This window comes from Allobosea minatitlanensis, from assembly GCF_964020775.1.
On sequence record NZ_OZ224509.1, the window covers coordinates 3,547,059 to 3,572,276 of the forward strand.

Consider the following 25,218-nt stretch of genomic DNA (forward strand, 5'->3'; position numbering starts at 1 on the left):
GCTGATCGCGGCGCAGGAGCCGGAGCGCATCGCCAAGGTGATGGCGCGGGCGGGCGTCGCCTCGCGCCGCGACAGCGAGGCGATGATCGCGGAAGGCCGCGTCAGCGTGAACGGCACGGTGCTGGACAGCCCGGCCTTCGATGTGAAGCCGACTGACGTCGTGCTGGTCGATGGCGAGCCCCTGCCGGCGCGCGAGCGCACCCGGCTCTGGCTCTACCACAAGCCGCGCGGCCTGGTGACCACAAACCACGATCCGGAAGGCCGCCCGACCGTGTTCGAGGCGCTGCCGGAGGATCTGCCGCGCGTGCTCTCGATCGGCCGGCTCGACATCAACACCGAGGGCCTGCTGCTGCTGACCAACGATGGCGGGCTGGCGCGGGTTCTGGAGCTGCCGGAGACCGGCTGGCTCAGGCGCTACCGCGTGCGCGCCTTCGGCGAGGTGACGCAGGACAAGCTCGACACCGTGAAGGACGGCGTCGAGATCGATGGGGTGCATTACGGCCCGGTCATCGCCCGCTTCGAGCGCCAGCAGGGCTTCAACACCTGGCTGACGGTCGATCTGCGCGAGGGCAAGAACCGCGAGGTCAAGACCATCCTCGAGCATCTCGGGCTCGCGGTGAACCGGCTGATCCGCATCTCCTTCGGCCCGTTCCAGCTCGGCGACATCGAGGAAGGCGAGGTCGAAGAGGTCCGCTCGCGCGTGCTGCAGGACCAGCTCGGCACAGAGCTCGCGGCCAGGGCGGGCGCCGATTTCGAGGCGCCGCGCCGCGACGCTCTGCCGAGCGCGCCGCGCCGTGCGCCGGCGGCCGAGGATCGTCCGCGCCGGCGGCGCGAGGCCGGCGACGAAGCGCATGAGACGAAGCGCGAAGCGGTGCGCGAACTGCGCGGCGACAAGTCCTGGAATCGCGGCGTCTGGCGCGACGCCGAGACCGAGCCGCAGCGCGTCCGGAAGGCGCCGCCGCGCCGCGGCGCCGATCCGCGCGTCGAGCGCGAGGTCCGCGAGGCGACCGGCGCGGTCGAGCGCAAGCGCGACAAGGCCATCGCCGATCCCAAGGGCCGGCGCGTGCTGGTCGAGCGCATCAGCGCCCCTGCGCGCGAAGAAGCCGCCGAGCCGGAGAGCCGGCGCAGGCCGGACCGCAAGCCCCGCAATGAGCGCGGCAGCGGCGAGACCCGCCTATCGCGCCCGCCCGTGCGCAGCGTCGGCGAAAGGCCGGCCCGGCGCCCGCGCGACGAAGCCGGCGGCCGCGATCGCGCCGATGAGCGCCCCTGGCAGGACCGCGCGCCCCGCGGCGAACGCTCCGAGCGCGCGCCCCGCGACGGCGCGGAGCGCCCCGCTCGCCGCTTCGGCGAGCGGCCGGCCGGCGACAGGCCGCGGGGCCGCGGCTTCGGCGACAAGCCTTTCGGCGGACGCCCGGGCGGCAAACCCGGCGGCAGCCGTCCGGGCGGCAAGGGCCCTCGCCCCGGCGGCCCGCGCGGCAAGCGCGGCTGAGCCATGCGGATCGTCGGCGGACGACTGGGCGGGCGCTCGCTCGCCAGCCCGAAACCGGGGATCGGCAGCATCAGGCCGACCTCGGACCGGCTGCGCGAATCGCTGTTCAACGTGCTCGCCCATGCCTATGGCGACGCGGTCGAGGGTGCGCGCGTGCTCGATCTCTTCGCCGGCACCGGCGCGCTCGGCTTCGAGGCGCTCTCGCGCGGGGCGGGCTTCGCCCTCCTCGTCGATGACGGAACCGAGGCACGCGGCCTGATCCGCGAGAACCAGATGGCGCTCGGGCTTGCCGGCTTCAGCCGCATCTTCCGGCGCGACGCCACGAAGCTCGGCCCGATCACCGGCATGGCGCCGTTTAGCCTCGTCTTCTGCGACCCGCCCTATCGCAAGGGGCTCGGCGAGAAGGCGCTCGCCTCCGCCCGCGCCGGCGGCTGGCTGGAGAAGGACGCGCTTGTCATGCTGGAAGAGGCGGCCGATGCCGAGATCGCGCTGCCGGACGGCTTCGCGGAGCTGGAGCGGCGCGCCTATGGCGAGACGCTGGTGACGATCCTGCGGGCGGCGTGAAGACGGCGCGCCCGCCCATCACCCTTTCCGCGCCGCCTCGATCGCGGCCACGTCGATCCTGCGCATCCCCATCATCGCGGTGAAGGCGCGCCTGGCCTCCTCGCCGCCGGCCGCCAGGGCTTCGGTCAGCACCCGCGGGGTGATCTGCCAGTTGACGCCCCATCTGTCCTTGCACCAGCCGCAGGCGCTTTCCTGGCCGCCATTGCCGACGATCGCGTTCCAGTAGCGGTCGGTCTCCGCCTGGTCGTCGGTCGCGATCTGAAAGGAGAAGGCCTCGCTCTGCCGGAAAGCCGGCCCGCCATTGAGGCCGATGCAGGGGATGCCCGCGACGGTGAAATGGACGACCAGCGCATCGCCCGCCTTGCCGGAGGGGAAGTCGGCCGGGGCGTGGTGAACGGCGCCCACCGCACTGTCGGGGAAGGTCTCGGCATAGAAGCGGGCGGCGGCTTCGGCATCCTTCTCGTACCAGACGCAGATCGTGTTCTTGGGCGTCGCCATGGCTCGTTCCTTCGCGGTTCGGCTCCGGCCGTCCGCAACCAGAGCGGCGTTCGGCTTGCCTGAGCATGCTCATGGAATGCGCAATCGCCTGCGACGTTCCATCGAGAAGCATGAAAGGTTGATATCATCGTATCTATGATGGCGCTAGGGTAAATGGCGCCAGGGCATCGAACCGAGAACTGGAATCCGCTTTTCGGAAAAACCCGGTGCACCCGCAACGAGATAGGCCATCGTTACCGCGTCCGGAACGGCGCGCGATGATCTAGCGCCGCCCGAACAGCCGCTCGATATCGGCGAGCTTCAGCTCGACATAGGTCGGCCGGCCATGGTTGCACTGGCCGGAATTGGGCGTGACCTCCATCTCGCGCAGCAGCGCATCCATCTCCTCGGGCCGCATGCGCCGGCCGGCGCGGACCGAGTTGTGGCAGGCCATCGTCGCCAGCACATGGTCGAGCCGGCGCTCCAGCGAACCGGGAGCTGAAGAGATTTGGCCGTGCTCGGCCAGCGCGTCGGCGACGTCGCGGACGAGGCGCTGGAGATTGCCGCCGGCGAGCTGGCTCGGCGCCTCGCGCACCAGCACCGCGCCGGGCCCGAAGGGCTCGAGGACGAGGCCGAGGCCTTCGAGCTCGCCCGCCGCCGCGTTGAGACGATCGGCATCGACGGGATCGAGCTCGACGACTTCCGGCAGCAGCAGCGGCTGGCGGGCGATGCCGGAACGGGCGCGCTCGGCTTTCAGCCGCTCATAGACCAGCCGCTCATGGGCGGCGTGCTGGTCGACGATGACCACGCCCTCGCGGGTCTGGGCGACGATATAGGTCTCGTGGAGCTGAGCGCGGGCGGCGCCGAGCGGCCGGTCGAGCGCGTCCGGCGCCGGCTCGGCCAGATGGGCGCGGGCTTCGGCCGAGGAGGCGGCGAAATCCGAGAAGCCGGCCTGCGCGGCCCCGAAGGAGGCCGAAGGCGGGGCGCTCCAATTGGCGGTTTCCGGAAAGGCCGGGCGCGGGATCGCGTTGCCGCTGCCAGCCATCGAGAGCACGGCGCGGAAGGCGTCAAGCGTGCGGGCGCCGCCCGTCGTGGTGGCGCGGTGGCCGGCTGCGGCGAGCGCGGCCTTCAGCCCCGAGACGACGAGGCCGCGCACCAGCGCCGGGTCGCGGAAACGCACCTCGCTCTTGGCCGGATGGACATTGACGTCGACCGAGCGCGGATCGCAGCCGATGTCGAGGAAGAGCACCGGATGGCGGTCGGAGGGCACGACATCGGCATAGGCGCCGCGCACCGCCGAGAGGAGCAGCTTGTCGCGTACCGGCCGGCCATTGACCGACATGTGGACGCCGGCCGAGGTGCCGCGATGGAAGGTCGGCAGGCCGGCGAAGCCGGAAATGCGGAAGCCCTCGCGCTCGGCGTCGATCCTGAGCGCGTTTTCGGGAAAGTCGCGGCCGAGCGCCCGGCCGAGCCGGCGCAGCAGGCCCTCCTCGCCGATCGGCTCGGCCGGCCAGTCGAAATGGCCGGCATGCTCGCCTTCGAGCGAGAAGCGGATCTCGGGATGGGCGATGGCGAGGCGCCGCAGCATCTCCGAGACGGCCTGCGCCTCGGCCCGGTCGCTCTTCAGGAATTTGAGCCGCGCCGGGGTGAAGACGAAAAGGTCGCTGACCTCGATGCGCGTGCCGGGGGCCGCAGCGACGGGGCGGACGACGCCCTTCTCGCCCGCCTCGACGACGAGGCCGCAGCCTTGCTCGGCATCGCGGCGGCGGGTCGCGATCGAAAGCCGCGCGACCGAGCCGATCGAAGGCAGCGCCTCGCCGCGAAACCCCAATGTGCCGATGGCGAAGAGGTCGCCGTCGGGCAATTTCGAGGTGGCGTGGCGCTCGACGGCAAGAGCCAGGTCCTCCGGCGTCATGCCGGCGCCGTCGTCGACGACGCGGATCAGTTCGCGCCCGCCGCCGGCGATGGTGACCGCGACCGAGCGCGCGCCGGCGTCGATGGCGTTCTCGACCAGTTCCTTCACGGCCGCGGCCGGCCGCTCGATCACCTCGCCGGCGGCGATGCGGTCGACGAGGACGGGGTCGAGGCGGCGGACGGTCATGGTCGCAGACGATTCTCCTGCCCGAAGCTTAGCCCCGGGCGGCCGGTTCAGGCGAGCCCGACCGGCCGGCCGACCGCCTCGACCAGCAGGTCGGGCTGGCCGAAGAGGCGCCCGGCCACCCGCTTCACATCCGCCAGGGTGACGGCGGCGAAGCGCTGGTTGCGGGTGGCGAGGAAGTCGGGCGTGTCGCCGCGCAGGGCCAGGTTGAGCAGTTCGCCGGCGATCTTCGGCGAGGTGTCGAAGCGCAGCGGATAGGAGCCGATGATGTAGCGCTTGGCCTCCTCGACCTCGTGCTCGGTCGGCCCCTCAGTGGCGAGCTTCGCCATCTCCTCGCGGATCACCTTCATCGATTCCGCGGCTCGATCGTTGCGGGTGGCGGTGCCGCCGACCAGCATGGCGCTCTCGCGCAGCGGCAGCAGGCTGGAGGAAACGCCATAGGCGAGGCCGCGCTTCTCGCGCACCTCCATGAACAGGCGCGAGGTGAAGGCCGAGCCGCCGAGGATATGGTTGAGCACGCTCGCCGGGATGAAATCGGGATCGTCCCACATCAGCCCGGGCCCGGCGAAGCGGATGACGGTCTGCGGCACGTCGAGATCGAGGACATGGGTCTGGCCGAGCCCCTGCAACGGCAGCGGCGCCGCCGGGCGCGGGCGCGGGCTGCCGGCCGACAGGCCGCCGAACAGCGCATCGAGGCGCCCGGCCAGCTCGTCGGCCACGATGTCGCCGACCACGACGATCCTCAGGCCGGCGCGATCCAGCAGGGTCGGCGCCAGGGCGTGCAGCGCCGGCGCTTCGAGCCGGGAGACGCTGTCGATGTCGCCCTTCTCCGGGCGGCCATAGGCGTGGCCGGGGAAGGCCGCGGCATAGAGCGCGTTGCGGCAGAGCGCCTCCGGGTTCTGCGCCTGGCGCTGCAGGCCGGCGACGATCTGCGCCTTGACGCGCGCGACCGCGTCGGCGTCGAAGCGCGGCTTGTTGAGCGCGAGGCCGAGCAGTTCGAAGGCCGTGTCGCGATGGCTGGAGAGCGTCTGCAGATAGCCGTGGAAATCGTCGCGGCGGGCATCGAAGCCGAGGCCGATGGCATGATCGGCCATGCGGCCCTGGAAGGCCTCGGCATCGAGATCGCCGGCGCCTTCGTCGAGCAGGCCGGAGATCAGATAGGCGCTGCCGGCGGCATCGGCGGGGTCGCGCGAGCAGCCGCCGTCGAAGGCGAAATCGACGGCGATCAGCGGCAGGCTGTGTTCCTCGACCAGCCAGGCCTCGATGCCGCCGGGCGAGCGCACGGTCTGGACGGCGATGGCCGGGCCGGCGGTGTTGAGCTTCGGGGTCGGAAGGGGCGCGTTCATGGCGTTTCCTGTCGGCCGGGCCGGGGGCCCCGCCTCTTTGCGGCATCGGAATGGCGGCGTCAGGCCGGCAGCAGCAGGCCGGTCACGCTGCGGTCCGGCCTGAGGTAGAGGCGCGCGGCCTCGACGACCGCCTCGCGCGGCACGGCCTCGATGCGCTGCGGCCAGGCGAGCACGTCGGCGACCGTCTCGCCGACGGCCAGGGCCGAGCCGAAGATGCGGGCGAGCGAGGCCTGGTTGTCGCGGGCGAAGACCGTCTCGGCGACGAGCCGGGTGCGGGCGCGGGCCAGCTCCAGCTCGGTCGGCCCCTCGGCGAGGAAGGCGGCGAGCGCCTCGTCCAGCCCGCCTTCCAGCGTCGCCATGGCGACGCCGGGGCGCGGGCTGACCGAGAGCTGGAAGGCGGCGCGATCGACCATCGAGCCCATGAAATAGGCGCTGGCGCCGGCCGCCACCTCGTCCTCGACGCAGAGCCTGCGATAGAGCCGCGAGGTGGTGCCGCCGCCGAGGATCTCGGCGACGAGCTCGAGCGCGAAGACCTCCTCCGCCTTGCCGCTGGTATAGGTCGGCGTCAGCCAGCCGCGGCGCAGAGCGGGCTGCTGCACGCGCGGATCGTTGAGCTGGACGCGGCGCGAGGCGCGCGGCTCGGGCTCGATCGGGCGCTCCCGCACGGGGGCGGCGCCGCGCGCGGCGATCCTGCCATAGGTCTCCTCGGCGAGACGGCGGACCTCGGCGGCATCGGTGTCGCCGGCGACGACGAGGATGGCGTTCTCGGGCGTGTAGAAGCGCTGGTAATAGGCGAAGGCGTCGTCGCGGTTCAGCCGCTCGATCTCGTGCTCCCAGCCGATGATCGGCGTGCCATACGGGTGGTGGAAGAAGAGCGAGGCCGAGAACTCCTCGCCGAGCTGGGCGGCGGGGTCGGAATCGACGCGCATGCGCCGCTCCTCCAGCACCACGTCGCGCTCGGGCGCGACCACGCTCTCGTCGAAGGACAGGCCGGTCATCCGGTCGGCCTCGTAATCCATCATCGCGCGTAGATGCTCCTTCGGCACGCGCTGGAAATAGGCGGTGTAGTCATAGGAGGTGAAGGCGTTCTCCTGCCCGCCGTAACCGGCGACGATCTTGGAGAACTCGCCCGCCGGCCACGCTTTCGTGCCCTTGAACATCAGATGCTCGAGGAAATGGGCGATGCCGGACTTGCCCGCCGGATCGTCGGCCGAACCGTTGCGATACCAGACCATGTGGGTCACCACCGGGGCGCGCCGGTCGCTCACCACCACGACATCGAGGCCATTATCCAGCCGGAAGGATTCGACGGGCTCGGCCAGACCGGTCTGGCGCGCATGACTCTTCACCGGATGCCGTCTCCACATTCGAGCCGTCGCGCGCCGTTCCGGGGCGCGGGCCCGCTCCAAGGTTGCGTTGTGTCGCATCGCCCGCACGCGCCGCATCGCGCAAGGCTGCTCCAGGACGAGAAAGGGCGGGCGCGACGCGCCCGCCCCGAAAGGGAAACTTGGTCGGAGGAGCGGGATTCGGCAAGGGGTCAGGCCCCTCCCGATCCCGCCGCCGGCGCTATTCCGACGGAGCCTCGACGAGCGGACGCTGGCCGGTCACGAATTCACGCTGGCCGGAGGCCTGCTTGTCCTCGACCGGGCCGGAGCGGCCGGGGCCGAGCGCCGCGCTGGCGGCCGGCATGCGGTAGCCGACGGGCGGCTCGGTGAGCATGCGGCGCGGCGGCTCCGAGCCATAGGTGAGCGCGGTCTCGGCTTCCTGGTTGCGATGCGCCGCGACTTCCTTGCCGATGATGATCGGCTTGATCTGGTTCTCGTAGTTGTTGTTGTCCGCCGCGGGGATGTTGGGCTGCTGCGGGGCGCGCGCCGAGATGCGGCCGCGGCGCAGCTCCTCCTGCGACAGCAGGGTGTTGTTGCGGGCCTTCTCGGTCAGCACATAGGGAACGACGTTCTTCTCGTTCCGGCGGCGCTCGACGTCCGGGTCGGTCGGCCAGGCGGCGCTGCGGGCGGCACCGGGCTCCTGCGGACGCGGCAGGGCCGAATTCGGCGGCACCACCAGCGGGGGACGCTCGCGGTAGTCGATGTCGTCGCCCTGGCCCCTGCCGCCGACGACGCCTTCCAGCAGATTCTTGAAGAACATGCCTTCCTGCGCCAGCGCAGGCTGAGCCGCAAGCACAAGCCCCCCGGCGAGCAAAAGATGCGTCACGCGGATGCGCTGCGCCATGTCGAATCTCCCTTTGGACAATCCCGCCCCTGCCTCAACCACAGACGAACGGCGAAAGGATGGCGAAATCGTCGTCAAGCCGTCTTTTCCCCAGCCGGCCGGAAGGACTCATACAGGAGACCCAGCACGCCGACAACGATCGCGACATCGGCGATGTTGAAGATATACCAACTGAAACCGCCCCAGTGGAGATGGACGAAATCGACCACGGCGCCGTACCAGGCCCGGTCGAGCCCGTTGCCGAGCGCGCCGCCGATGATCAGCGCCAGGCTGAACACCGTGAAGCGCGCCTGCGCCCGCCACATCCAGCGCCAGAGCCAGACCGCCGCGACGACGGAGACCACCACCAGCAGCCAGCGGCCGATATCCGTGCCCTGCTGGAACAGCCCGTAGGAGATGCCGCGATTCCAGGCGAGCACGATCGTCAGGAAGGGGGCGAGATCGAACGGGCCGTTCTCGGCGAGGCCGACGCCGTAGAGCAGCCAGCATTTCAGGAGCTGGTCCGCCACGAAGACGGTCAGCACCGTGGCGAGGCCGAGGCGGCGGGCCGGCGTCATCAGGCGCGGACCCCGCGTTCCCTGAGCGCCCTGGCGTCGCGCGGCGTCACCAGCGGATAGGCCGGATCGGCCGTCGCCGGATCGAAATACTTCCAGGAGCGGGCGCATTTGACGCCGTCGGCGCGGTGCGGCACCACCGCGACGCCCGGCACGTTGGCGAGGCGGAAGGCCTCCGCCGGTCCCTCCCCGCCGTCGATGCCGATGCCGGAGGTGATGCTGACCTCGGCGAGGTCGACGCCGGACAGCGCCGCGAGCAAATCCGGATCGGAGACGAAGACCTGCGGCGCGGCCTCGAGCGAGGAGCCGATGCGCTTGGCGGCGCGCTCCAGCTCCAGCGCGCCGGTGACGACGCGGCGCACACGGCGGATCTTGCTCCAGCGCTCGGCCAGCTCGGGATCGAGCCAGCTTTCCGGCGCCTCGACGAAGAGCTCGAGATGCACCGAGCCGTCCTCGGCCTTCACCTGCGGATAACGCTCCAGCCAGGCCTCCTCGGCGGTGAAGACCAGGATCGGCGCCAGCCAGGTCGTGAGGCAGCGGAAGAGATGGTCGACGACGGTGAGCGCGCTCCTGCGGACATGGCTCGATTGCGGATCGCAGTAGAGCGCGTCCTTGCGCACGTCGAAATAGAAGGCCGAGAGCTCGGTGTTCATGAACTGCGAGAGCAGGAACACCACCTTCTTGTAGTCGTAGGTCCGGTAGGCCTCCATCACCTGCGGGCCGAGCTCGGCGAGGCGGTGCAGCATCAGCCGCTCCAGCTCGGGCATGGTCTGCGGATCGGAAACCCGGATCTCCTCGCTGAAATGGGCGAGCGTGCCGAGCATCCAGCGCTGGGTGTTGCGCAGCTTGCGATAGGTCTCGACGAAGGTCTTGAGGATCTCCCTGCCGATGCGCAGATCGTCGGAATAATCCGCCGCCGCGACCCAGAGGCGCAGGATGTCGGCGCCCGAATCCTTGATGACGTCCTGCGGGGCGGTGACGTTGCCCTTGGACTTCGACATCTTCTCGCCCTTCTCGTCCAGGCAGAAGCCATGGGTGAGGACGACGTCGAAGGGCGCCTGGCCGCGCGTCCCGCAGCTTTCCAGCAGGCTCGAATGGAACCAGCCGCGATGCTGGTCCGAGCCTTCGAGATACATCACGCGGTCCTTGCCGCCATCGACGACGCGATGGGTCTTCAGATCGGCGCGCTTCTCCAGGGTGAAGGCGTGGGTCGAGCCGGAATCGAACCAGACGTCGAGCACGTCGGTGACGCGCTCGTATTTGGCCGGATCGTAGCCGAAGGGCTTGAGGAAGCGGGCGCCGTCCGTGTCGGTGAACCAGGCATCGGCGCCCTCCGCCTCGAAGGCCGCGGCGATGGCGGCGTTGACCTTGGCATCGACGAGGATGTCCTTGGTCTCCCTGTCGACGAAGACGGTGATTGGCACGCCCCAGGCGCGCTGGCGCGAGACCACCCAGTCGGGGCGGTTGGCGATCATGCCGGTGATGCGGTTCTCGCCCACCGCCGGCACCCATTCGGTCTCCTTGATCGCCTTGAGCGCGCGGTTGCGCAGCGTGTCGGCATTGCCGCCGGCGACGGGCTTGGGATCGGCCGCATCCGGCGCGCCGGCCTCGCCGATCGGCTTGTCCATGGCGATGAACCATTGCGGCGTGTTGCGGAAGATCACCGGCTTCTTCGAGCGCCAGCTATGCGGATACTGGTGCTTCAGCCGTCCGCGCGCGACGAGGTTGCCGGCCTCGACCAGCGCCTTGATGACGACCTCGTTGGCGTCGCCCTTCTCGCCCTTGTCGGTGATGACCTGCGCGCCCTCGAAGCCCGGCGCTTCCTTGGTGAAGCGGCCATCGGCGTCGACGGTATAGGGGATGCGGGTCTCGATGCCGCGCTCGGCCAGCATGCGGCCATTCGCCATCCAGATGTCGAAGTCCTCGCGGCCATGGCCCGGCGCGGTGTGGACGAAGCCGGTGCCGGCGTCGTCGGTGACGTGATCGCCGTCGAGCAGCGGCACGTCGAAATCGTAGCCGCGGCCGCGCAGGGGATGGGCGGCGGTCAGGCCGGCGAGCTGATCGGCAGGCACATCCGCGACCAGCTCGAACGCCTCGACCTTGGCGGCCTTGAAGACGCTCTCGGCCAGGTTCTTGGCGAGGATATAGGTCGCGCCGGTCTTGGCCCAGTTGGTCTCGGGCGCGGCCGTGACCCTGTAGAGCCCATAGCCGATCTTGTGGTGATAGGAGATCGCGCGGTTGCCGGGGATCGTCCAGGGCGTGGTCGTCCAGATGACGACAGAGGCCCCGGCGAGCGCGGCGGGTGCATTCAGCAGCGGGAACGCGACATGGACCGTGTCGCTGACATGCTCCTCGTACTCGACCTCGGCCTCGGCCAGCGCGGTCTTCTCGACCACCGACCACATCACCGGCTTGGAGCCGCGATAGAGCTGGCCGGTCTCGGCGAACTTCATGATCTCGCGGGCGATCTGCGCCTCGGCGGGATAGGCCATGGTGAGATAGGGATGGGCCCAGTCGCCCTCGACACCGAGGCGCTTGAACTCGTTGCGCTGGATGTCGACCCAGTGCTCGGCGAAGGCGCGGCATTCCTTGCGGAACTCGACGACCGGGACGTCGTCCTTGTTCAGCCCCTTGGCGCGATACTGCTCCTCGATCTTCCATTCGATCGGCAGGCCATGGCAGTCCCAGCCCGGCACATAGTTGGAATCGTGGCCGAGCATCTGCTGCGAGCGCGTGACCAGGTCCTTCAGCACCTTGTTGAGCGCATGGCCGATATGGATGTTGCCGTTGGCATAGGGGGGGCCGTCATGCAGGACGAAGCGGTCGCGTCCCTGCCCGGCCTCGCGCAGCTTGCGGTAGAGGTCGATCCTGGCCCAGCGGGCGAGCAGCTCAGGCTCGCGCTGGGGCAGGCCGGCGCGCATCGGGAACTCGGTCTGGGGCAGGAACAGCGTCTGCGCGTAATCGACGCCGTCGGCGGTTGCTTCTGCGCCCTGCGGGGCCTGGGCGGTCTTCGTCTTGTCGGTCATGTTCCGGCTCGGACAATCGGGACGGCGGGCCTCTCGTCGGGCTCCGGCGCATCCGCATTTGAAACGGGAAAAGCGGTCTTCAACCCGGACTGCGCAAGCGCCCGCACCTGTCTAGCGCGAGGCGGCAGCCGGGCCCGTAATTCGCCGGGACAGATCGATCAGAATGGCGCGTTCGGCGGGCATGAGGGGCTTCTATCGCATCGGACCGAAAAGTGGAATCCACTTTTCGGATTCGATCCGATGCGACCATGTCCTGATCGAGCGCCGTTCTCGCGTCCTATCGACGCGCGGGCGATCGAGCAGGCAGCCTTCACGGAAGGAAGGGCGGCGTTTTCGCCAGGATCTCGCGCGCGCGGGCGCTGTCGGCGTCCATCTGGGCGACCAGCGCCTCGAGCGAGTCGAATTTCGCCTCGCCGCGCAGCCAGTCGACGAAGGCGACGTCGACGCGCTTGCCGTAGAGGTCGCCCGAGAAATCGAAGACGAAGGTCTCCAGCCGCGGCGCGCCGTCGTCGAAGGTCGGGCGGCTGCCGAAGCTCGCGACGCCGTCATGCCAGACGCCGTCGATCCTCATCCTGACCGCGTAGATGCCGTGGCGCAGGCGGCAATCGCGGGCAAGATGCATGTTCGCGGTGGGATAGCCGAGGTCGCGGCCGCGCTTGTCGCCATGGACGACGAGCCCGCGCACGGTCCAGGGCCGGCCGAGGAAGGCGGCGGCGCGGGCGACGTCCCCCTCCGCCAGCGCGGCGCGGATCAGCGTCGAGGAGACGGGCTCGCCCTGCCAGGACAGAGGCGGCACCACCGCGATCGGGATGTCCGCGGCCAGCCCATGGGCCTGCAGCGTCTCGGGCGAGCCGGTGCGACCCTTGCCGAAATGGAAGTCGTAGCCGCAGACGAGGCCCGCCGCGCCGAGCCGGCCGACGAGCAGGTCGTCGACGAAGCGCTCGGCGGGAATCGCCGCGATGTCGCGATCGAAGGGCAGGACGAAGACCTGCGCGAAGCCCGCTTGCGCCAGCCCCTCGAGCTTGAGCTGCGGCGAGGTCAGCCGGAAGACCGGCTCCTCCGGGCGGAAGACGCTGCGCGGATGCGGCTCGAAGGTGAAGGCGGCCGGCCGCGTGCCGAGATTGCGCGCCATGGCGGCGGCGACGCGGGCGAGCTCGGCATGGCCGCGATGGACGCCGTCGAAATTGCCCAGCGCCAGGACGGCGCCGCGCAAGGCGTCGGGAACGGGCTTGTCGAGGTCGAGGACCACGGCCACCGGCTCACGGCACGGCGGCTCATCGGCTGGGGATGGCATCGATCGAGAACGTCCACTGGCCCGGACAGCCGGGCGACGCTCGTCTTTGCGGCCAAGGCCGGCGGGGCGTCAAGGCCGCAGGCCGCGCGCGGACGTCAGGCCGCGGCTCCGGGCGGCATCGCGACCCAAGCCTCGCCTTCCATCACGGCCTTGCCGTCGACGAGGCATTCGCAGAACAGCCGCGCCCGGCGCCGCTCCGCCACCAGCTCGACCACCTCGACGCGGGCGGTAACCACGTCGCCGATCTTGACGGGGCTGAGGAACGTCAGGGTCTGCGAGAGATAGACGGCGCCGGGACCGGGCAGACGCGTGCCGAGCAGGGCCGAGACGAGGCTCGCGCTCAGCATGCCATGGGCGATGCGCTGGCCGTAGCGGGTGCCGGCGGCGAAGCGGTCGCAGAGATGGATGGGGTTGGCGTCGCCCGAGAGCTCGGCGAAGAGCGCGACGTCGCGCTCCATCACCGTGCGCATCAGGCTCTCGCGCTGGCCGATCGCCAGATCCTCGAAAGCATGGACCGTATAGAGCGTGCCGGGCACGGGCTGAACCGTCATGGATCTCTCGTGGCTTCTGGCGGTCCCCCAACCCCCGACCTCGACGACCGATCGTCTCGCAACCGCAAAAAAACGGCAATTGGACTTTGGTGCGGACGGGCGCCTTCCCTTTGGTCACTCGGAGATCGGATTAACCCCTTTGCAACGCGCCGGGGCTATCACCGGAGACGAGTGGAGGCCGCCTCGATCGCGCGGCGCGGCGCCGGGACGGTCCGGTGCCGGAACCGTCATGCCTGGAGCATCCCAATGGCTCTCGACACGTCCATGCCGATCCTCGTCGTCGACGACTACCAGACGATGATCCGCATCATCCGCAACCTGCTGAAGCAGCTCGGCTTCGAGAATGTCGACGACGCCTCGGACGGTTCGGCCGCGATCGAGAAGATGCGCGACAAGCGCTACGGCCTCGTCATTTCCGACTGGAACATGGAGCCGATGAGCGGCTTCGAGCTGTTGCAGCGGGTGCGCGAGGAGGAGAAGCTGGCGCAGACGCCCTTCATCATCGTCACCGCCGAATCGAAGACCGAAAACGTCATCGCCGCCCGCAAGGCCGGGGTCAGCAACTACATCGTCAAGCCGTTCAACGCCCAGACCCTGAAGACGAAGATCGAATCCGTCTGCGCCGCCTGAGGCCCTTCACCAGACCAGATGCGGAATGGCGTAGTCGGGACGGTGCGTCTGGCGGCCGAACCAGCCGTGGCGCTCCTCCCAGGAGGCCTGCATCAGGTCCTGCGCATGGATGCCGGCCAGCACCATGATGCCGGCGGCGCCGAATTCCGCCGCGCCGGCGATGTCGGTGCGGATCGCATCGCCTATGGCGCAGATCCGGTCGCGCGCGATCGCCGCGCCGCGCTTCTCCTCGGCAAGCGCCAGCGCCACGTCGTAGATCGGGCGGTGCGGCTTGCCGGCATAGATCACCTCGCCGCCGATCTCCTCATAGGCGAGCGCGACCGAACCGGCGCAGGGCACGATCCGGCCGCCGCGCTCGACGACGAGATCGGGATTGGCGCAGATCATCGTCAGCCCGCGCGCCGCGAAGCCGGCGAGCAGTTCGGCATAGGTCTCCGGCGTGTCGGCCTCGTCGTCGAAGAGCCCGGTGCAGAGCACATAGGAGGCCTCGGCCGGCCCGGCCTCGGGGGCGTCGAGCCCGGCGACCAGCGGCAGGTCGCGGTCGGGGCCGAGCCGGAACATCGGCTGGCCGGCGCGCGCGCCGATCAGCGCGCGGCAGACATCGCCCGAGGTCACGATCGCGTCCCAGGCGGCGCGCGGCACGCCGAAGCCGTCGAGCTGCCGCGCGATCAGGTCGCGCGGGCGCGGCGCATTGGTGATGAGCACCACCGCGGTACCGTCCGCGCGCATTTTCGTCAGGGCCTCGATCGCGCCGGGAAAGGCGGCGACGCCGTTATGGACGACGCCCCAGACATCGCAGAAGCAGAGGTCGAAGCGTCCGGCGATCTGCGAAAACCCCGAAAGGGCGGCAACCGGTTCGGAGCCCGTCATCGGCACGATAGTCTCTCCCATGGGTGAAGCCAGGCGGCAGCGCGGCCTGCTCTAGAGCATCGGACCGAAAAGTGGAATCCACTTTTCGGAAAAATCCGATGCGCCAGCAATGAGATAGATCATCGTTACCGCATCCGGAAGGAGGCGCGACGATCCAAAGCACCGGGCCGGAAAGGGGAAACCGCTTTCGGGAGGGCTCCGTTGCGCGCCTGGAGGGAGCCGTCGCGACGCTGGGACGGCCGATCAGGCGCTGGCGCGGCGCAGCACGGCGCGGAAGGGCAGCCTTTCGGGCTTCGGCTGGGCCTCCGCCGCGGCGGGCGCGGAAGGCTGCGGATAATCCAGCACCTCGGCCGTGGGCCGAGCGGTCGGCGGTTCTGCCCGTGCCGGGGCAGCCGGGGCGGGTTCGGCGAAGACCTCGGGCTTCACCGGGCGCGGCGGCGAGAAGGCGTTGCCCTGCCCCATGCCGACGCCGAGCTCGATCATGTCGGCGGCCATCGGATTGTCCTCGACCCCCTCGGCGACGAGCGCGATCGAGGCACGCCCGAGCAGCGCCGCGAGGTCGCCGGCCGCGATGTCGCTGGCGACGCGCCCCTCGGCATGGGCGCCGAGCAGCGCCGCCCGGACCTTGACGAAGCGGATGCCGCGATCGAACAGCGAACGCGGATCGAGGCGCAGATCCGCGACCTGATCGAGCGCGAAGCGCACGCCATTGGCCGACATCGCGCCGAGCAGGCCGAGGCTCGTCGGGTCGAGCGACCGGAACACCGCCTGCGGCATCTCGATGACGAGGCGCCCGATATGGTCGCGATAGCGCTCGAGGATGCGGGTCAGCGCGGCCAGGGCCCGCGAGGACGCCCAGGTCGCCGCGCTGAAATTGCAGGTGATGAAGACGTCGCCGTCCTTGGCGGCAAGATGGCGGGCGATGGCGAGCGCGCGGGTCAGGACGAGCGCGTCCAGCGTCTGGCCGAGGCCGCGCTCATCGACGATCTCGAGGAATTCATGCGGCAGCAGCAGCGTGTTCTCGTCGAGCCTCAGGCCCGGCAGCGCCTCGTAGCCGCGGGTCCGGCGCTGCGGCAGCGAGACGATCGGCTGCAACTGCACCTCGACCCGCCCGTCGCTGAGCGCGGCGCCGATGAGGGCGGCCCGCTCGGCCTGCGCCTCCTCGCGCGCGGCCCGGGCGGCGGCGGCCCGCTCGGCCGCCAGCTTTTCGGCGTGCTCCCGGCGCGCCGCCTCGGGATCGAGGCGCACCTCCGGGGCGGGGGCCGGCGCCGCGAGCGGCGATGCCGGCATCTGCGGCGCGGCCTGCGGCAGGCGCAGCAGCTTCTCGTCATGGTCGGCGAGCGTCGTCGCGACCTGGTGGATGAGGTCGCCGAGCAGCCCGACCTCGGCGGTCAGCTCGTTGATCGCGGCCCGGGCCGGGGCTGCGTCGACGTCGCGCATGGGCATCAGCTCGACGCGCTGCGACAGGGCATCGATGCGGATGGCCCCGGTCGCGAGCCGCACCTTGACCTCGCCGAGCCCGGCGAGGAGCAGCTCGCGGTGCTCGGCATTGCGCCGCTCCAGCGCCCGGAGGCTCGCCGCCAGACCGGCCCCCGCCGCCAGCAGGCCCAGCGCCGGCCCGAGCGGGCCCGGCACGAGAAGGGCGACGGCGGCGCCGAGCGAAACGCCGGTGACGGCGCCGGCCAGGGGATGCAGGGCTTTCAGGCGCACAGGAGCCAAGGCAGCGCTCGCGCGTCGGGGTTGATCGGGAAATGGAGGGGCGAATCACAACGCTTGCGCGAGGATACGCCCGCGCGCGCCGACAAGCGAGCCATACCGCGCGGCGCCACCCGGAGCCGCCCTGCGAGACCGGAAGGACCGGCTCCTCGGCGCGTTCAGGGAGCCGGCAATCCGAGATCGGCCACGATCCGCTGCGCCAGCTCGGCGGTGAAGCCCTTCCGCGTCAGGTAGAGATAGGGATCGGCGGCGAAACGCGGGATGCGCTTGCCGAGCTCCTGCAGAGCAGCGTCGCGCTTGGCGGAATCGCCGTTGGCGGCGGCCTGCAGCGCCTGGCCGAGCAGGCTGCAGGGCGTGCTGTCGGCCGCCAGCACGGACGCATAGGTCTCCGACAGGCGCTTCGCCCCGGTGAGATAGGCTGCGAGATAGGCGTAGAAATCATAGGAGGGCGGCCGGCCGGGGCTCAGCATGACGGCGCGCTCCAGCAGCGGCAGCCCTTCGGCCGGGCGGTTGAGGCGGACATAGACCGATCCGAGATCGGCCATGACGTCGGGGTCGTAGGGGTTGCGGTTCAGCGCCTCGCGCCCGGCCTTGATCGCATCGCCGGCGGTGCCGCGCAGGAACAGAACGTCCATCATCGCCTGCTGCGCCCGCGCCCCGGACGGCGCGAGGCGCATCGCCACCAATGCGGCCGAGAGGGCGTTGTCGAGCATGGCGCGCCGGTCGGCCTCCGGGCCGGCGGCAGCCTCCTCGGCGCCGAGCATGGCGAGCTGCGCCCAGGCCGGATAGAATTCCGGGTCCCGTTCGACGAGCTTCGCCAGGCATTCCCGGGTGGCGTTGCGCTTCTCGTCGGTCAGGAAACGGCGATAGTCGAGGGCCTGGAAGATGCATTGCATCGCCGACGAGGTTCCGTTCTGCCGAAAATCGGCATGGATGATGCCGAAGGGCTCCGCCAGCCGCGTGCCGACGCGCCGGCCGATGTCCGCCAGGTCCTGATCCTGCAACTCCTCGCCGGCGGGCCGGGTGGCGGAGGTGGTCCAGACGATCCGCCCGTCCTTCGCGGCGCGCAGCCGGCCGAAGCCCTCGAGCACGCTGCCGGTCGAGACGGAGCTGATCTCGAAGACGTAGTCGACGTCCTTGGGCGCCGCGTCGCCGGGCGCGGGCGCCTTGACGATGACGATGTCGTCGAACCGCGCCATGACGTCGACGAACGCTTCCGAGACGCGGCGCAGCGCATCGGCGATCCGGGGATCCTCGGGAACCCGCGGCGCGGCGATCGCCACCGCGACGGTCTGGATCATGTCGGAGGAGGGAGCAGGCGCCGTCGCCGCCGCACGCACCGGCGGCGGCGAACCCGGAGCCGGCGGCGCGGGATGCCGGCCGAAGGGCTCCAGATACCAGACCAGCAGCGCGAGAAGGGCGCAGCCCAGCCCGGCAAGGGCGGCCGCGGGCCAGCGCCGCGCGGCCGGGTCGACGAGGGCGGCGACGTCTTCGCCCTCCCCGGCCTCCTCCTCGCCGGCCTCCGCTTCCTGCCCTTCCGCCCCGGCGCCCGGGGCGACGAATTCGAAGGCGGGCACATAGCCGCCGACCGGCATCGACATCCGCACCGGGTCGTTCTGGCCGTCCCCCGCATAATACTGGGTGAGCGCGCGGCGCAGCCGGCCGGCCTCGACCCGCACGATCGGATCGGCCTGCGGATCGAAATCGGCCGGACGGCCCAGCGCCTCGACCGCGATGGTGTAGCCCTTCAGCTCGGCGCTGCGGCCCTCGAGCGTGCGCTCGACGACGAAGCTCAGGAAGGCCGAGAGCTGAGGTGCGGCGCTGAAGGCGTCCGAAGCCAGAGCGCGAGCGAGACCGGCCCGAATCGACGCAACGGCCTCTTCATCAAGCCGCTCGTGATCATCGGCGCTATCGCCCATCGGGGGTCCATTCGGTTCTCGCCCCTTCGGGCAGGTCTGCGGTCGGTGACGTCAGGTCATCTTGCCAATCCGACATGGCGGATTCGCGGCGCGGCCTAGCCATGCCCCGCAGCGACGCGATTTACACCCTGCATCGACCTGCTAGGTTGAACGAACGTTAATCCACAGGATGCCGTGATGACCGCCGCCGCCCCCATCGCCTCGCCGAACGATCTCGAAGCCTTCTGGATGCCGTTCACGGCCAACCGGTCGTTCAAGAGGAATCCGCGCATGGTCGCGCGCGCCGAGGGCATGTTCTACTACACGCCGGACAACAAGCCCGTCATGGACGGCACGGCGGGTCTGTGGTGCTGCAATGCCGGCCATGCCCGCGAGCCGATCATCCAGGCGATCCAGGCCCAGGCGCGCGACCTCGACTACGCCCCCTCCTTCCAGTACGGCCACCCCAAGGTCTTCGCCGCCGCCGCCCGCATCGCGGCGCTGGCGCCCGGCGATCTCGATCACGTCTTCTTCGCCGGCTCGGGCTCGGAGGCGGCGGATTCGGCGCTCAAGATCGCGCTGGCCTACTGGAACGTCACCGGCAAGGCGGCCAAGACCCGGCTGATCGGCCGCGAGCGCGGCTATCACGGCGTCGGCTTCGGCGGCATCTCGGTCGGCGGCATGTCGAACAACCGCAAGTTCTTCGGCTCGCTGCTCAGCGGCGTCGACCATCTCGCCCATACCTATGACCGCGAGAAGCAGGCCTTCAGCAAGGGCGAGCCGGACTACGGCGCGCATTTCGCCGACGACCTCGAACGGATCGTCGCGCTGCACGACGCCTCGACCATCGCCGCCGTGATCGTCGAGCCGATGGCGGGCTCCACCGGCGCGCTGCCGCCACCGAAAGGCTATCTCCAGCGCCTGCGCGAGATCTGCGACAAGCACGGCATCCTCCTGATCTTCGACGAGGTCATCACCGGCTTCGGGCGGCTGGGCTTCGCCTTCGCGGCGGAGCGCTACGGCGTGATCCCGGACATGATCACCTTCGCCAAGGGCGTCACCTCCGGCACCGTGCCGATGGGCGGCGTGATCGTGCGCAAGCACATCTACGAGGCCTTCATGGGCGGACCGGACAACGTCATCGAGCTGTTCCACGGCTACACCTATTCGGGCCATCCGCTGGCGGCGGCCGCCTCGCTGGCGGCGCTCGACATCTATCGCGAGGAAGGGCTGTTCGAGCGGGCACGCGCCATGGAAGGCGCCTTCGCCGATGCGGTGATGAGCCTGAAGGGCGAGCCCAACGTCGTCGACATCCGCACGCTCGGCCTCGTCGGCGCCATCGACCTCGCCCCGCGCGCGGAGGGCCCGGGCAAGCGCGGCTACGAGGTGATCGAGCGCGCCTTCCACGAGGAAGGGCTGATGATCCGCACCGCGGCCGACACCATCGCCTTCTCGCCGCCGCTGATCATCACCGAGTCGCAGGTCGACGAGCTGATCGGCAAGCTGCGCCGGACGATCCGGGCCGTCGCGAACTGAGGCTGAGCGTTTCAGTGGCCCGTATTAAGACCATTGAAATTGGCCCGGCTGAAGGGGTGCTTCACCCAAGCACCGTTCATGCACGGTTGAAAATTTTTGGGAATGGGGCCGCAGGCCCCATTATCCAAATCGATACATTTGGCTCTGCGGATCGCGCAATCCCTGGAAAACTCAGCCAAACAATCCAATTTGACAAAGATACAGGGCGGCAATTGCTGGCCATTCTTCAACGGACCTACGGCGACAAGTAGACCTCTAGTCGCGCTCTTATCCTTGCCGCAGCTTGCGATAGCGGGCAATCAGCCTGTCGCGCTTGAGCCGCGACAGGCGGTCGATCCAGAAGACGCCGTCGAGCTGGTCGATCTCGTGCTGATGGCAGACGGCGAGCAGGCCGTGCGCCTCTTCGCTCCGCTCCACACCGTCGAGATCGTGATAGCGCACCCGGACATGCGCGTGGCGCTCCAGCTCCTCGGTCACGCCGGGCATCGAGACACTGCCCTCGACATGGCTGATCGTCTCGCGCGAGACGCCGTCCAGCACCGGATTGGCATAGGTCCGGACGTCGCCGGGGGTCGGCTCCAGCACCACCAGCCGCAGCGACACACCGATATGCGGCGCGGTGATGCCGATGCCGGGGGCCGCCCGCATCGTGTCGAGCAGATCGGCCGCAAGCTCGCGCAGATCGGCGTCAAAGCGCGTGACGGGCGCTGCCGCCACGCGCAGACGCGGATCGGGAAAGCTCAGGATCGGCCGCGACGGCATGGACTTCTTCCGACTTCTCGTTCGCGGCCCCGCCTCCAGGCTTCGCGGAGCCGCCCCTAACCCGGACAGCGCTTGCCGATGTTGCCGGAAGGCGCATCATTCGATCGAATGATGCGCCTGCTCCGCAGGCCTGCCGCCGTTCCTGCGGCAAGCTCACTTCGTCGTATAGCCGCCATTGACCAGGATGGTCTGGCCGGTCATCCACCAGCCCTCCGAGACGAGGAAGCGGATCCAGGGCACGATGTCCTCGATATCCGTCAGCCCCGTCTTCGAGAAAGGCGAGAGCGCGGCGGCCGTTTTGTGATAGGCGACAGCATCGGCGCCCTCCGCCGGATAGAAGAACGGCGTGTCCATCGGGCCCGGCCCGATCGCCGTCACCGAGATGCCGCGCCCGCCGAACTCCTTGGAGGCGGCGCGGGTGTAATGCTCGACCGGCGCCTTGGTGCCGGCATAGCTCGCATAGAAGGGCGTGAAGGCGCCGAGCAGCGAGGTCACCAGCGTGCAGACCTTGCCGTTGTCGCTGACATGCTTCCCGGCCTCCTTCAGGAAAAAGAAGGCCGTCTTCGAATTGACCGCGCTCATCTCGTCGAACTCGGCCTCGCCGATCTCGACCATCGGCTTCTTCAGCACCTTGCCGACGGTGTTGACCGCGATGTCGATCGACCCCATCGCCGCCTTTGCATCGGCGAAGAGCTTCTCCATCGCGGCGGCCGAAGTCAGGTCGGCCTGGAAGGCGCAAGCTTGCGCGCCGGCCGCCTCGATCGCGGCCACGGTCGTCTCGGCCGCGGCCCTGGCCGAGGCGCTGTTGTAATGGATGGCGACCGCCTTCGCGCCATGCTGCGCCAGGTCCCGCGCCAGCAGGCCGCCGAGATTCTTGGCGCCGCCCGCGATCAGAACCGTCTTACCCTTGATGCCGTGATCGGCCATCGCCTGCTCCTGTTCGCTCGTCATCGATAGCCGCAAGATATCGTCAGTAAATCGGCTATAAAGCTCGCATCCGGGACATCACTGGTCAGGCATCGCGAACAATCGGACAGCCGGAATTGGACCGCATCGATCTCTTCCGCATCTATGCCCGCGTCGTCGAATGCGAGAGCTTCACCCAGGCCGCCAAGGCGCTCGGGCTGCCGCGCTCCTCCGTTTCGGCAGCGGTCGCCACGCTCGAGCAGCGCATCGGCGCGCGCCTGCTGCAGCGCACGACCCGGCGCGTCTCGGCGACGCAGGACGGCATGGCCTTCTACGAGCATTGCGCGAGGCTCGTCGCCGATGTCGAGGAAACCGAGGCGCTGTTCCGCCACAGCGCCGCCAGCCCCGCGGGACGGCTCAGGGTCGACGTGCCCGGCCGGGTCGGGCGGTTGATCGTCGCGCCCGCCCTGCCCGATTTCCTCGCCCGCTATCCCGAGATCGACATCGAGCTCAGCGTTACCGACAAGGCGGCGAACCTGATCGAGGACGGCATCGACTGCGTGCTGCGGGTCGGCCCGCTGAGCGACTCGGGGCTGATCGCACGTTCCGTCGGGGAACTGCCGCTGATCAATGTCGCCAGCCCCGGCTATCTCGCGGGCCACGGCACGCCGCGGCATCCCGCCGATCTCGACGGACACAGGGCGGTCAACTACGCCTCGCCGACGACGGGGCGGATCGAGCCCTGGGAGTGGCTGGAAGACGGCGCGCCGCGGACGCGGGCCCTGCCCGGGCGCGTCACCGTCAACAGCGCGGAGGCCTATATCGCCTGCTGCCTCGCCGGGCTCGGCCTGATCCAGATCCCGGCCTATGACGTGGCCGAGCATCTCGCCGCCGGCGAGCTCGTCGAGGTGATGCCCCGGCACCGGGCGGCGCCGATGCCGATGACCTTGCTCTATCCCCACCGCCGGCACCTGTCGCGCCGGCTGCAGGTCTTCGCCGACTGGCTCGTGGCGCTGTTGCGCGCGCGGCTGGCGGGCTGAACCGGAAGGCTCAGGCCGCCTTGGCCTCGGCCGTGGCGTAGAAGCTCTCGCCGGTCCTGGCCATGCGCTTCAGCAGCCGGTTCGGCTTGAAGCGCTCGCCATGCTTCTTGGCCAGGCGCTCGCAGAGCTTCACGAAGGCGGCCGCGCCCATATTGTCGATGTATGACAGCGTGCCGCCGGTAAAGGGGGCGAAGCCGAAGCCGATGATCGAGCCGACATCGGCCTCGCGCGGATCGGTGACGACGCCTTCCTCATAGGTCTTGGCGGCTTCCAGCGCCTGCGTCACCAGGAGGCGCTGCTTCAGCTCCTCCATGTCGACGCTGTCGGGATCGAGGCGCTTGCCGACGAGATCGGCGAGGCCGGGCCAGAGCCGCTTCGGCCCGGATTCCGGGTAGTCGTAGAAGCCCTTGCGGTTCTTGCGGCCGAGCCGGCCATTGGTCTCGACCATGGCGACGAGCAGCTTCTCCTGCTGCGGATCGACCGCCGCGTCGCCGAGCTGCGCCTTGGTCGCCTTGACGATCTTCAGCGCCAGGTCGATCGCGACCTCGTCATTGAGCGAGAGCGGCCCGACCGGCATGCCGGCCTGCTTGCCCGCCGCCTCGATCATCGCCGGCGGCACGCCCTCCATCAGCATCAGATGGCCTTCGCGCAGATAGTTGCCGACGCAGCGGTTGGCGTAGAAGCCGCGGGTGTCGTTGACGACGATCGGCGTCTTCCTGATCGCACGGACGAAATCCAGCGCCATGGCCAGCGCCTTCTTGCCGGTCTTCTTCGCCATGATGACCTCGACCAGCAGCATCTTCTCGACCGGCGAGAAGAAATGGATGCCGATGAAGTTCTTCGGCCGCTGGCTCGACTGGGCAAGCCCCGTGATCGGCAGGGTCGAGGTGTTGGAGCCGAAGATGGTGCGCGGGCCGACCACCGCCTCGACCTTGGCGATGACCTCGGCCTTGACCTTCGGGTCCTCGAACACCGCCTCGACGATCAGGTCGCAGCCCTTGAGATCGGCATAATCGGCGCTCGCCTTGATGCGGGCGAGCAGCGCGTCGCGGTCGGCGGTCTTGGCGCGGCCCTTCATGATCTGGTCGGAAACCAGCTTGTGGGAATGGGCCTTGCCCTTCTCGGCCGCCTCGATGTCGCGATCGACCAGAACGACCTCGAGCCCGGCCAGCGCCGTGACATAGGCGATGCCGGCGCCCATGAAGCCGGCGCCGACGACGCCGACCTTCTTCAGCTTCGACGGAGGAACATCGGCCGGGCGGCGGGCGCCCTTGTTCAGCTCCTGCATCGAGACGAAGAGCGAGCGGATCATCGAGGCCGCCTCCTTCGTCCGCAGGATTTTCGCGAAATAGCGGCTCTCGACCTTGAGGGCGAGGTCGATCGGAAGCTGCAGCCCCTCATAGACAGCCGAGAGGATGGCCCGCGCCGCCGGGTAGTTGTCGTTGGTCTCGCGGCGATAGATCGCGTTGGCCGGCGGCCAGATCTGCATGCCGGCCGGCGAATGGACCTTGTTGGAGGGCAGCTTGAAGCCCTTCTGGTCCCAGGGCTGCGTCGCCTGCGGGTTGGCCTTGAGCCAGTCCTTGGCGTTCTGGATCAGTTCGGCGCGCGGCACGACGGCGTGGACGAGGCCGGAATTGCGCGCCGGCAGCGGCTTCACCTGCTCGCCCTTGAACATCATCTGGAGCGCGTCGCCGGTCTGCATCAGGCGCGCCACGCGCTGGGTGCCGCCGCCGCCGGGGAAGAGCCCGACCTTGATCTCCGGCAGGCCGACCCGGGTCGCGGCATCGTCCGAGACGACGCGGTACTGGCAGGCGAGCGAAAGCTCGAAGGCGCCGCCGAGGCAGACGCCATGGATCGCGGCGGCGAAGGGCTTTCCGCAGGTCTCGAGCTTGCGGTAGAGCAGCGAGAGCTTGCGGCTCTCGTCGAAGAAGTTTTGCAGTGCGACCGCCTCACCCTTCTCCTTCGCGAGTTTCACATAGAGATCGCGCAGGCCCTGGAGCATGGTGAGGTCGGCGCCACCGGAAAAGCTCTCCTTGCCGGAGGTGACGACGCAGCCCTTGATCGCCTCGTCCGAGACGACCTTGTCGACGATCCGGTCCAGCTCCTCCATCACCTCTGGGGTGATGACGTTCATCGAGCGGCCGGGCATGTCCCAGGTCGCGACCGCGATGCCGTCTGCGTCGGTCTCGAAGCGGAAATTGGTGAGGTTCATGATCTCTCTCCCTGCCCTTC

The 25,218-nt window shown here is 69.6% G+C and carries 20 protein-coding genes; 5 read left to right on the top strand and 15 right to left on the bottom strand.

The features are described from left to right. The first annotated feature begins 1 nt into the window (after position 1). Together ACWH43_RS17575 and rsmD are read left to right on the top strand one after the other, a co-directional pair. Positions 2-1,489: a pseudouridine synthase gene (locus ACWH43_RS17575; protein ID WP_260348168.1), complete on the top strand. Its 1,488-nt coding sequence runs from the start codon at positions 2-4 to the stop codon at positions 1,487-1,489. Between the two features lie 3 nt (positions 1,490-1,492). Further along, entirely contained in the window at positions 1,493-2,053 is a 561-nt protein-coding gene (gene rsmD, locus ACWH43_RS17580; protein WP_158444103.1) for a 16S rRNA (guanine(966)-N(2))-methyltransferase RsmD, read from the top strand. Positions 2,054-2,071: 18 nt separating this feature from the next. Here rsmD and ACWH43_RS17585 read toward each other — a convergent pair whose 3' ends face one another. The 9 genes from ACWH43_RS17585 to ACWH43_RS17625 form a co-directional block, all read right to left on the bottom strand. Then, positions 2,072-2,551, bottom strand: coding sequence for a VOC family protein (locus tag ACWH43_RS17585; RefSeq protein WP_158444102.1), 480 nt, complete (start codon positions 2,549-2,551; stop codon positions 2,072-2,074). Positions 2,552-2,813: 262 nt separating this feature from the next. Further along, positions 2,814-4,631: a DNA mismatch repair endonuclease MutL gene (gene mutL, locus ACWH43_RS17590; protein ID WP_158444101.1), complete on the bottom strand. Its 1,818-nt coding sequence runs from the start codon at positions 4,629-4,631 to the stop codon at positions 2,814-2,816. A 47-nt stretch (positions 4,632-4,678) separates the two neighbouring features. Further along, entirely contained in the window at positions 4,679-5,974 is a 1,296-nt protein-coding gene (locus ACWH43_RS17595) for a M16 family metallopeptidase (protein WP_158444100.1), read from the bottom strand. Between the two features lie 59 nt (positions 5,975-6,033). Beyond that, positions 6,034-7,341, bottom strand: coding sequence for a M16 family metallopeptidase (locus tag ACWH43_RS17600; RefSeq protein ID WP_158444099.1), 1,308 nt, complete (start codon positions 7,339-7,341; stop codon positions 6,034-6,036). Between the two features lie 199 nt (positions 7,342-7,540). Next, positions 7,541-8,203 carry a hypothetical protein gene (locus tag ACWH43_RS17605; RefSeq protein ID WP_158444098.1) on the bottom strand — a complete coding sequence of 221 codons (663 nt, stop codon included), beginning with the start codon at positions 8,201-8,203 and terminating at the stop codon, positions 7,541-7,543. A gap of 74 nt (positions 8,204-8,277) precedes the next feature. Further along, complete coding sequence (lspA, locus tag ACWH43_RS17610; protein WP_158444097.1) at positions 8,278-8,760, bottom strand: signal peptidase II; 483 nt, start codon at positions 8,758-8,760, stop codon at positions 8,278-8,280. Next, entirely contained in the window at positions 8,760-11,783 is a 3,024-nt protein-coding gene (gene ileS / locus ACWH43_RS17615) for an isoleucine--tRNA ligase (protein ID WP_448153564.1), read from the bottom strand. The genes lspA and ileS overlap by 1 nt, the downstream gene beginning before the upstream one ends. A gap of 310 nt (positions 11,784-12,093) precedes the next feature. Then, positions 12,094-13,077 (bottom strand): bifunctional riboflavin kinase/FAD synthetase, encoded by a 984-nt coding sequence (locus ACWH43_RS17620; RefSeq protein ID WP_158444095.1) that lies wholly within the window; start codon positions 13,075-13,077, stop codon positions 12,094-12,096. Between the two features lie 95 nt (positions 13,078-13,172). Further along, complete coding sequence (locus ACWH43_RS17625; protein WP_158444094.1) at positions 13,173-13,628, bottom strand: MaoC family dehydratase; 456 nt, start codon at positions 13,626-13,628, stop codon at positions 13,173-13,175. Positions 13,629-13,874: 246 nt separating this feature from the next. On the opposite strand from ACWH43_RS17625, the gene ACWH43_RS17630 reads away from it, so the two are divergent. Further along, positions 13,875-14,258: a response regulator gene (locus ACWH43_RS17630; RefSeq protein ID WP_158444093.1), complete on the top strand. Its 384-nt coding sequence runs from the start codon at positions 13,875-13,877 to the stop codon at positions 14,256-14,258. A 6-nt stretch (positions 14,259-14,264) separates the two neighbouring features. Here ACWH43_RS17630 and ACWH43_RS17635 read toward each other — a convergent pair whose 3' ends face one another. From ACWH43_RS17635 to ACWH43_RS17645, 3 genes are all read right to left on the bottom strand, one after another. Then, positions 14,265-15,128, bottom strand: coding sequence for a TIGR01459 family HAD-type hydrolase (locus ACWH43_RS17635; protein ID WP_260348110.1), 864 nt, complete (start codon positions 15,126-15,128; stop codon positions 14,265-14,267). A gap of 243 nt (positions 15,129-15,371) precedes the next feature. Then, the gene (locus ACWH43_RS17640) at positions 15,372-16,838 is read right to left on the bottom strand and encodes an EAL domain-containing protein (RefSeq protein WP_260348167.1); all 1,467 of its coding nucleotides are present in this window, start codon (positions 16,836-16,838) and stop codon (positions 15,372-15,374) included. Positions 16,839-17,002: 164 nt separating this feature from the next. Then, complete coding sequence (locus ACWH43_RS17645; protein WP_158444090.1) at positions 17,003-18,763, bottom strand: hypothetical protein; 1,761 nt, start codon at positions 18,761-18,763, stop codon at positions 17,003-17,005. A 177-nt stretch (positions 18,764-18,940) separates the two neighbouring features. Between ACWH43_RS17645 and ACWH43_RS17650 the strand changes: the two genes are divergently transcribed. Further along, positions 18,941-20,278, top strand: a complete 1,338-nt coding sequence (locus ACWH43_RS17650) for an aspartate aminotransferase family protein (protein ID WP_158444089.1) — start codon at positions 18,941-18,943, stop codon at positions 20,276-20,278. Between the two features lie 267 nt (positions 20,279-20,545). Here ACWH43_RS17650 and ACWH43_RS17655 read toward each other — a convergent pair whose 3' ends face one another. Further along, entirely contained in the window at positions 20,546-21,040 is a 495-nt protein-coding gene (locus ACWH43_RS17655) for a peptide deformylase (RefSeq protein ID WP_158444088.1), read from the bottom strand. 153 nt (positions 21,041-21,193) lie between these two features. Next, on the bottom strand, positions 21,194-21,967 hold the full coding sequence (locus tag ACWH43_RS17660; RefSeq protein ID WP_158444116.1) for an SDR family oxidoreductase: 774 nt from the start codon (positions 21,965-21,967) through the stop codon (positions 21,194-21,196). Positions 21,968-22,083: 116 nt separating this feature from the next. Between ACWH43_RS17660 and ACWH43_RS17665 the strand changes: the two genes are divergently transcribed. Then, complete coding sequence (locus tag ACWH43_RS17665) at positions 22,084-22,986, top strand: LysR family transcriptional regulator (RefSeq protein WP_158444087.1); 903 nt, start codon at positions 22,084-22,086, stop codon at positions 22,984-22,986. A gap of 10 nt (positions 22,987-22,996) precedes the next feature. Here ACWH43_RS17665 and ACWH43_RS17670 read toward each other — a convergent pair whose 3' ends face one another. After that, on the bottom strand, positions 22,997-25,198 hold the full coding sequence (locus tag ACWH43_RS17670) for an FAD-dependent oxidoreductase (RefSeq protein WP_158444086.1): 2,202 nt from the start codon (positions 25,196-25,198) through the stop codon (positions 22,997-22,999). Positions 25,199-25,218: the final 20 nt, after the last annotated feature.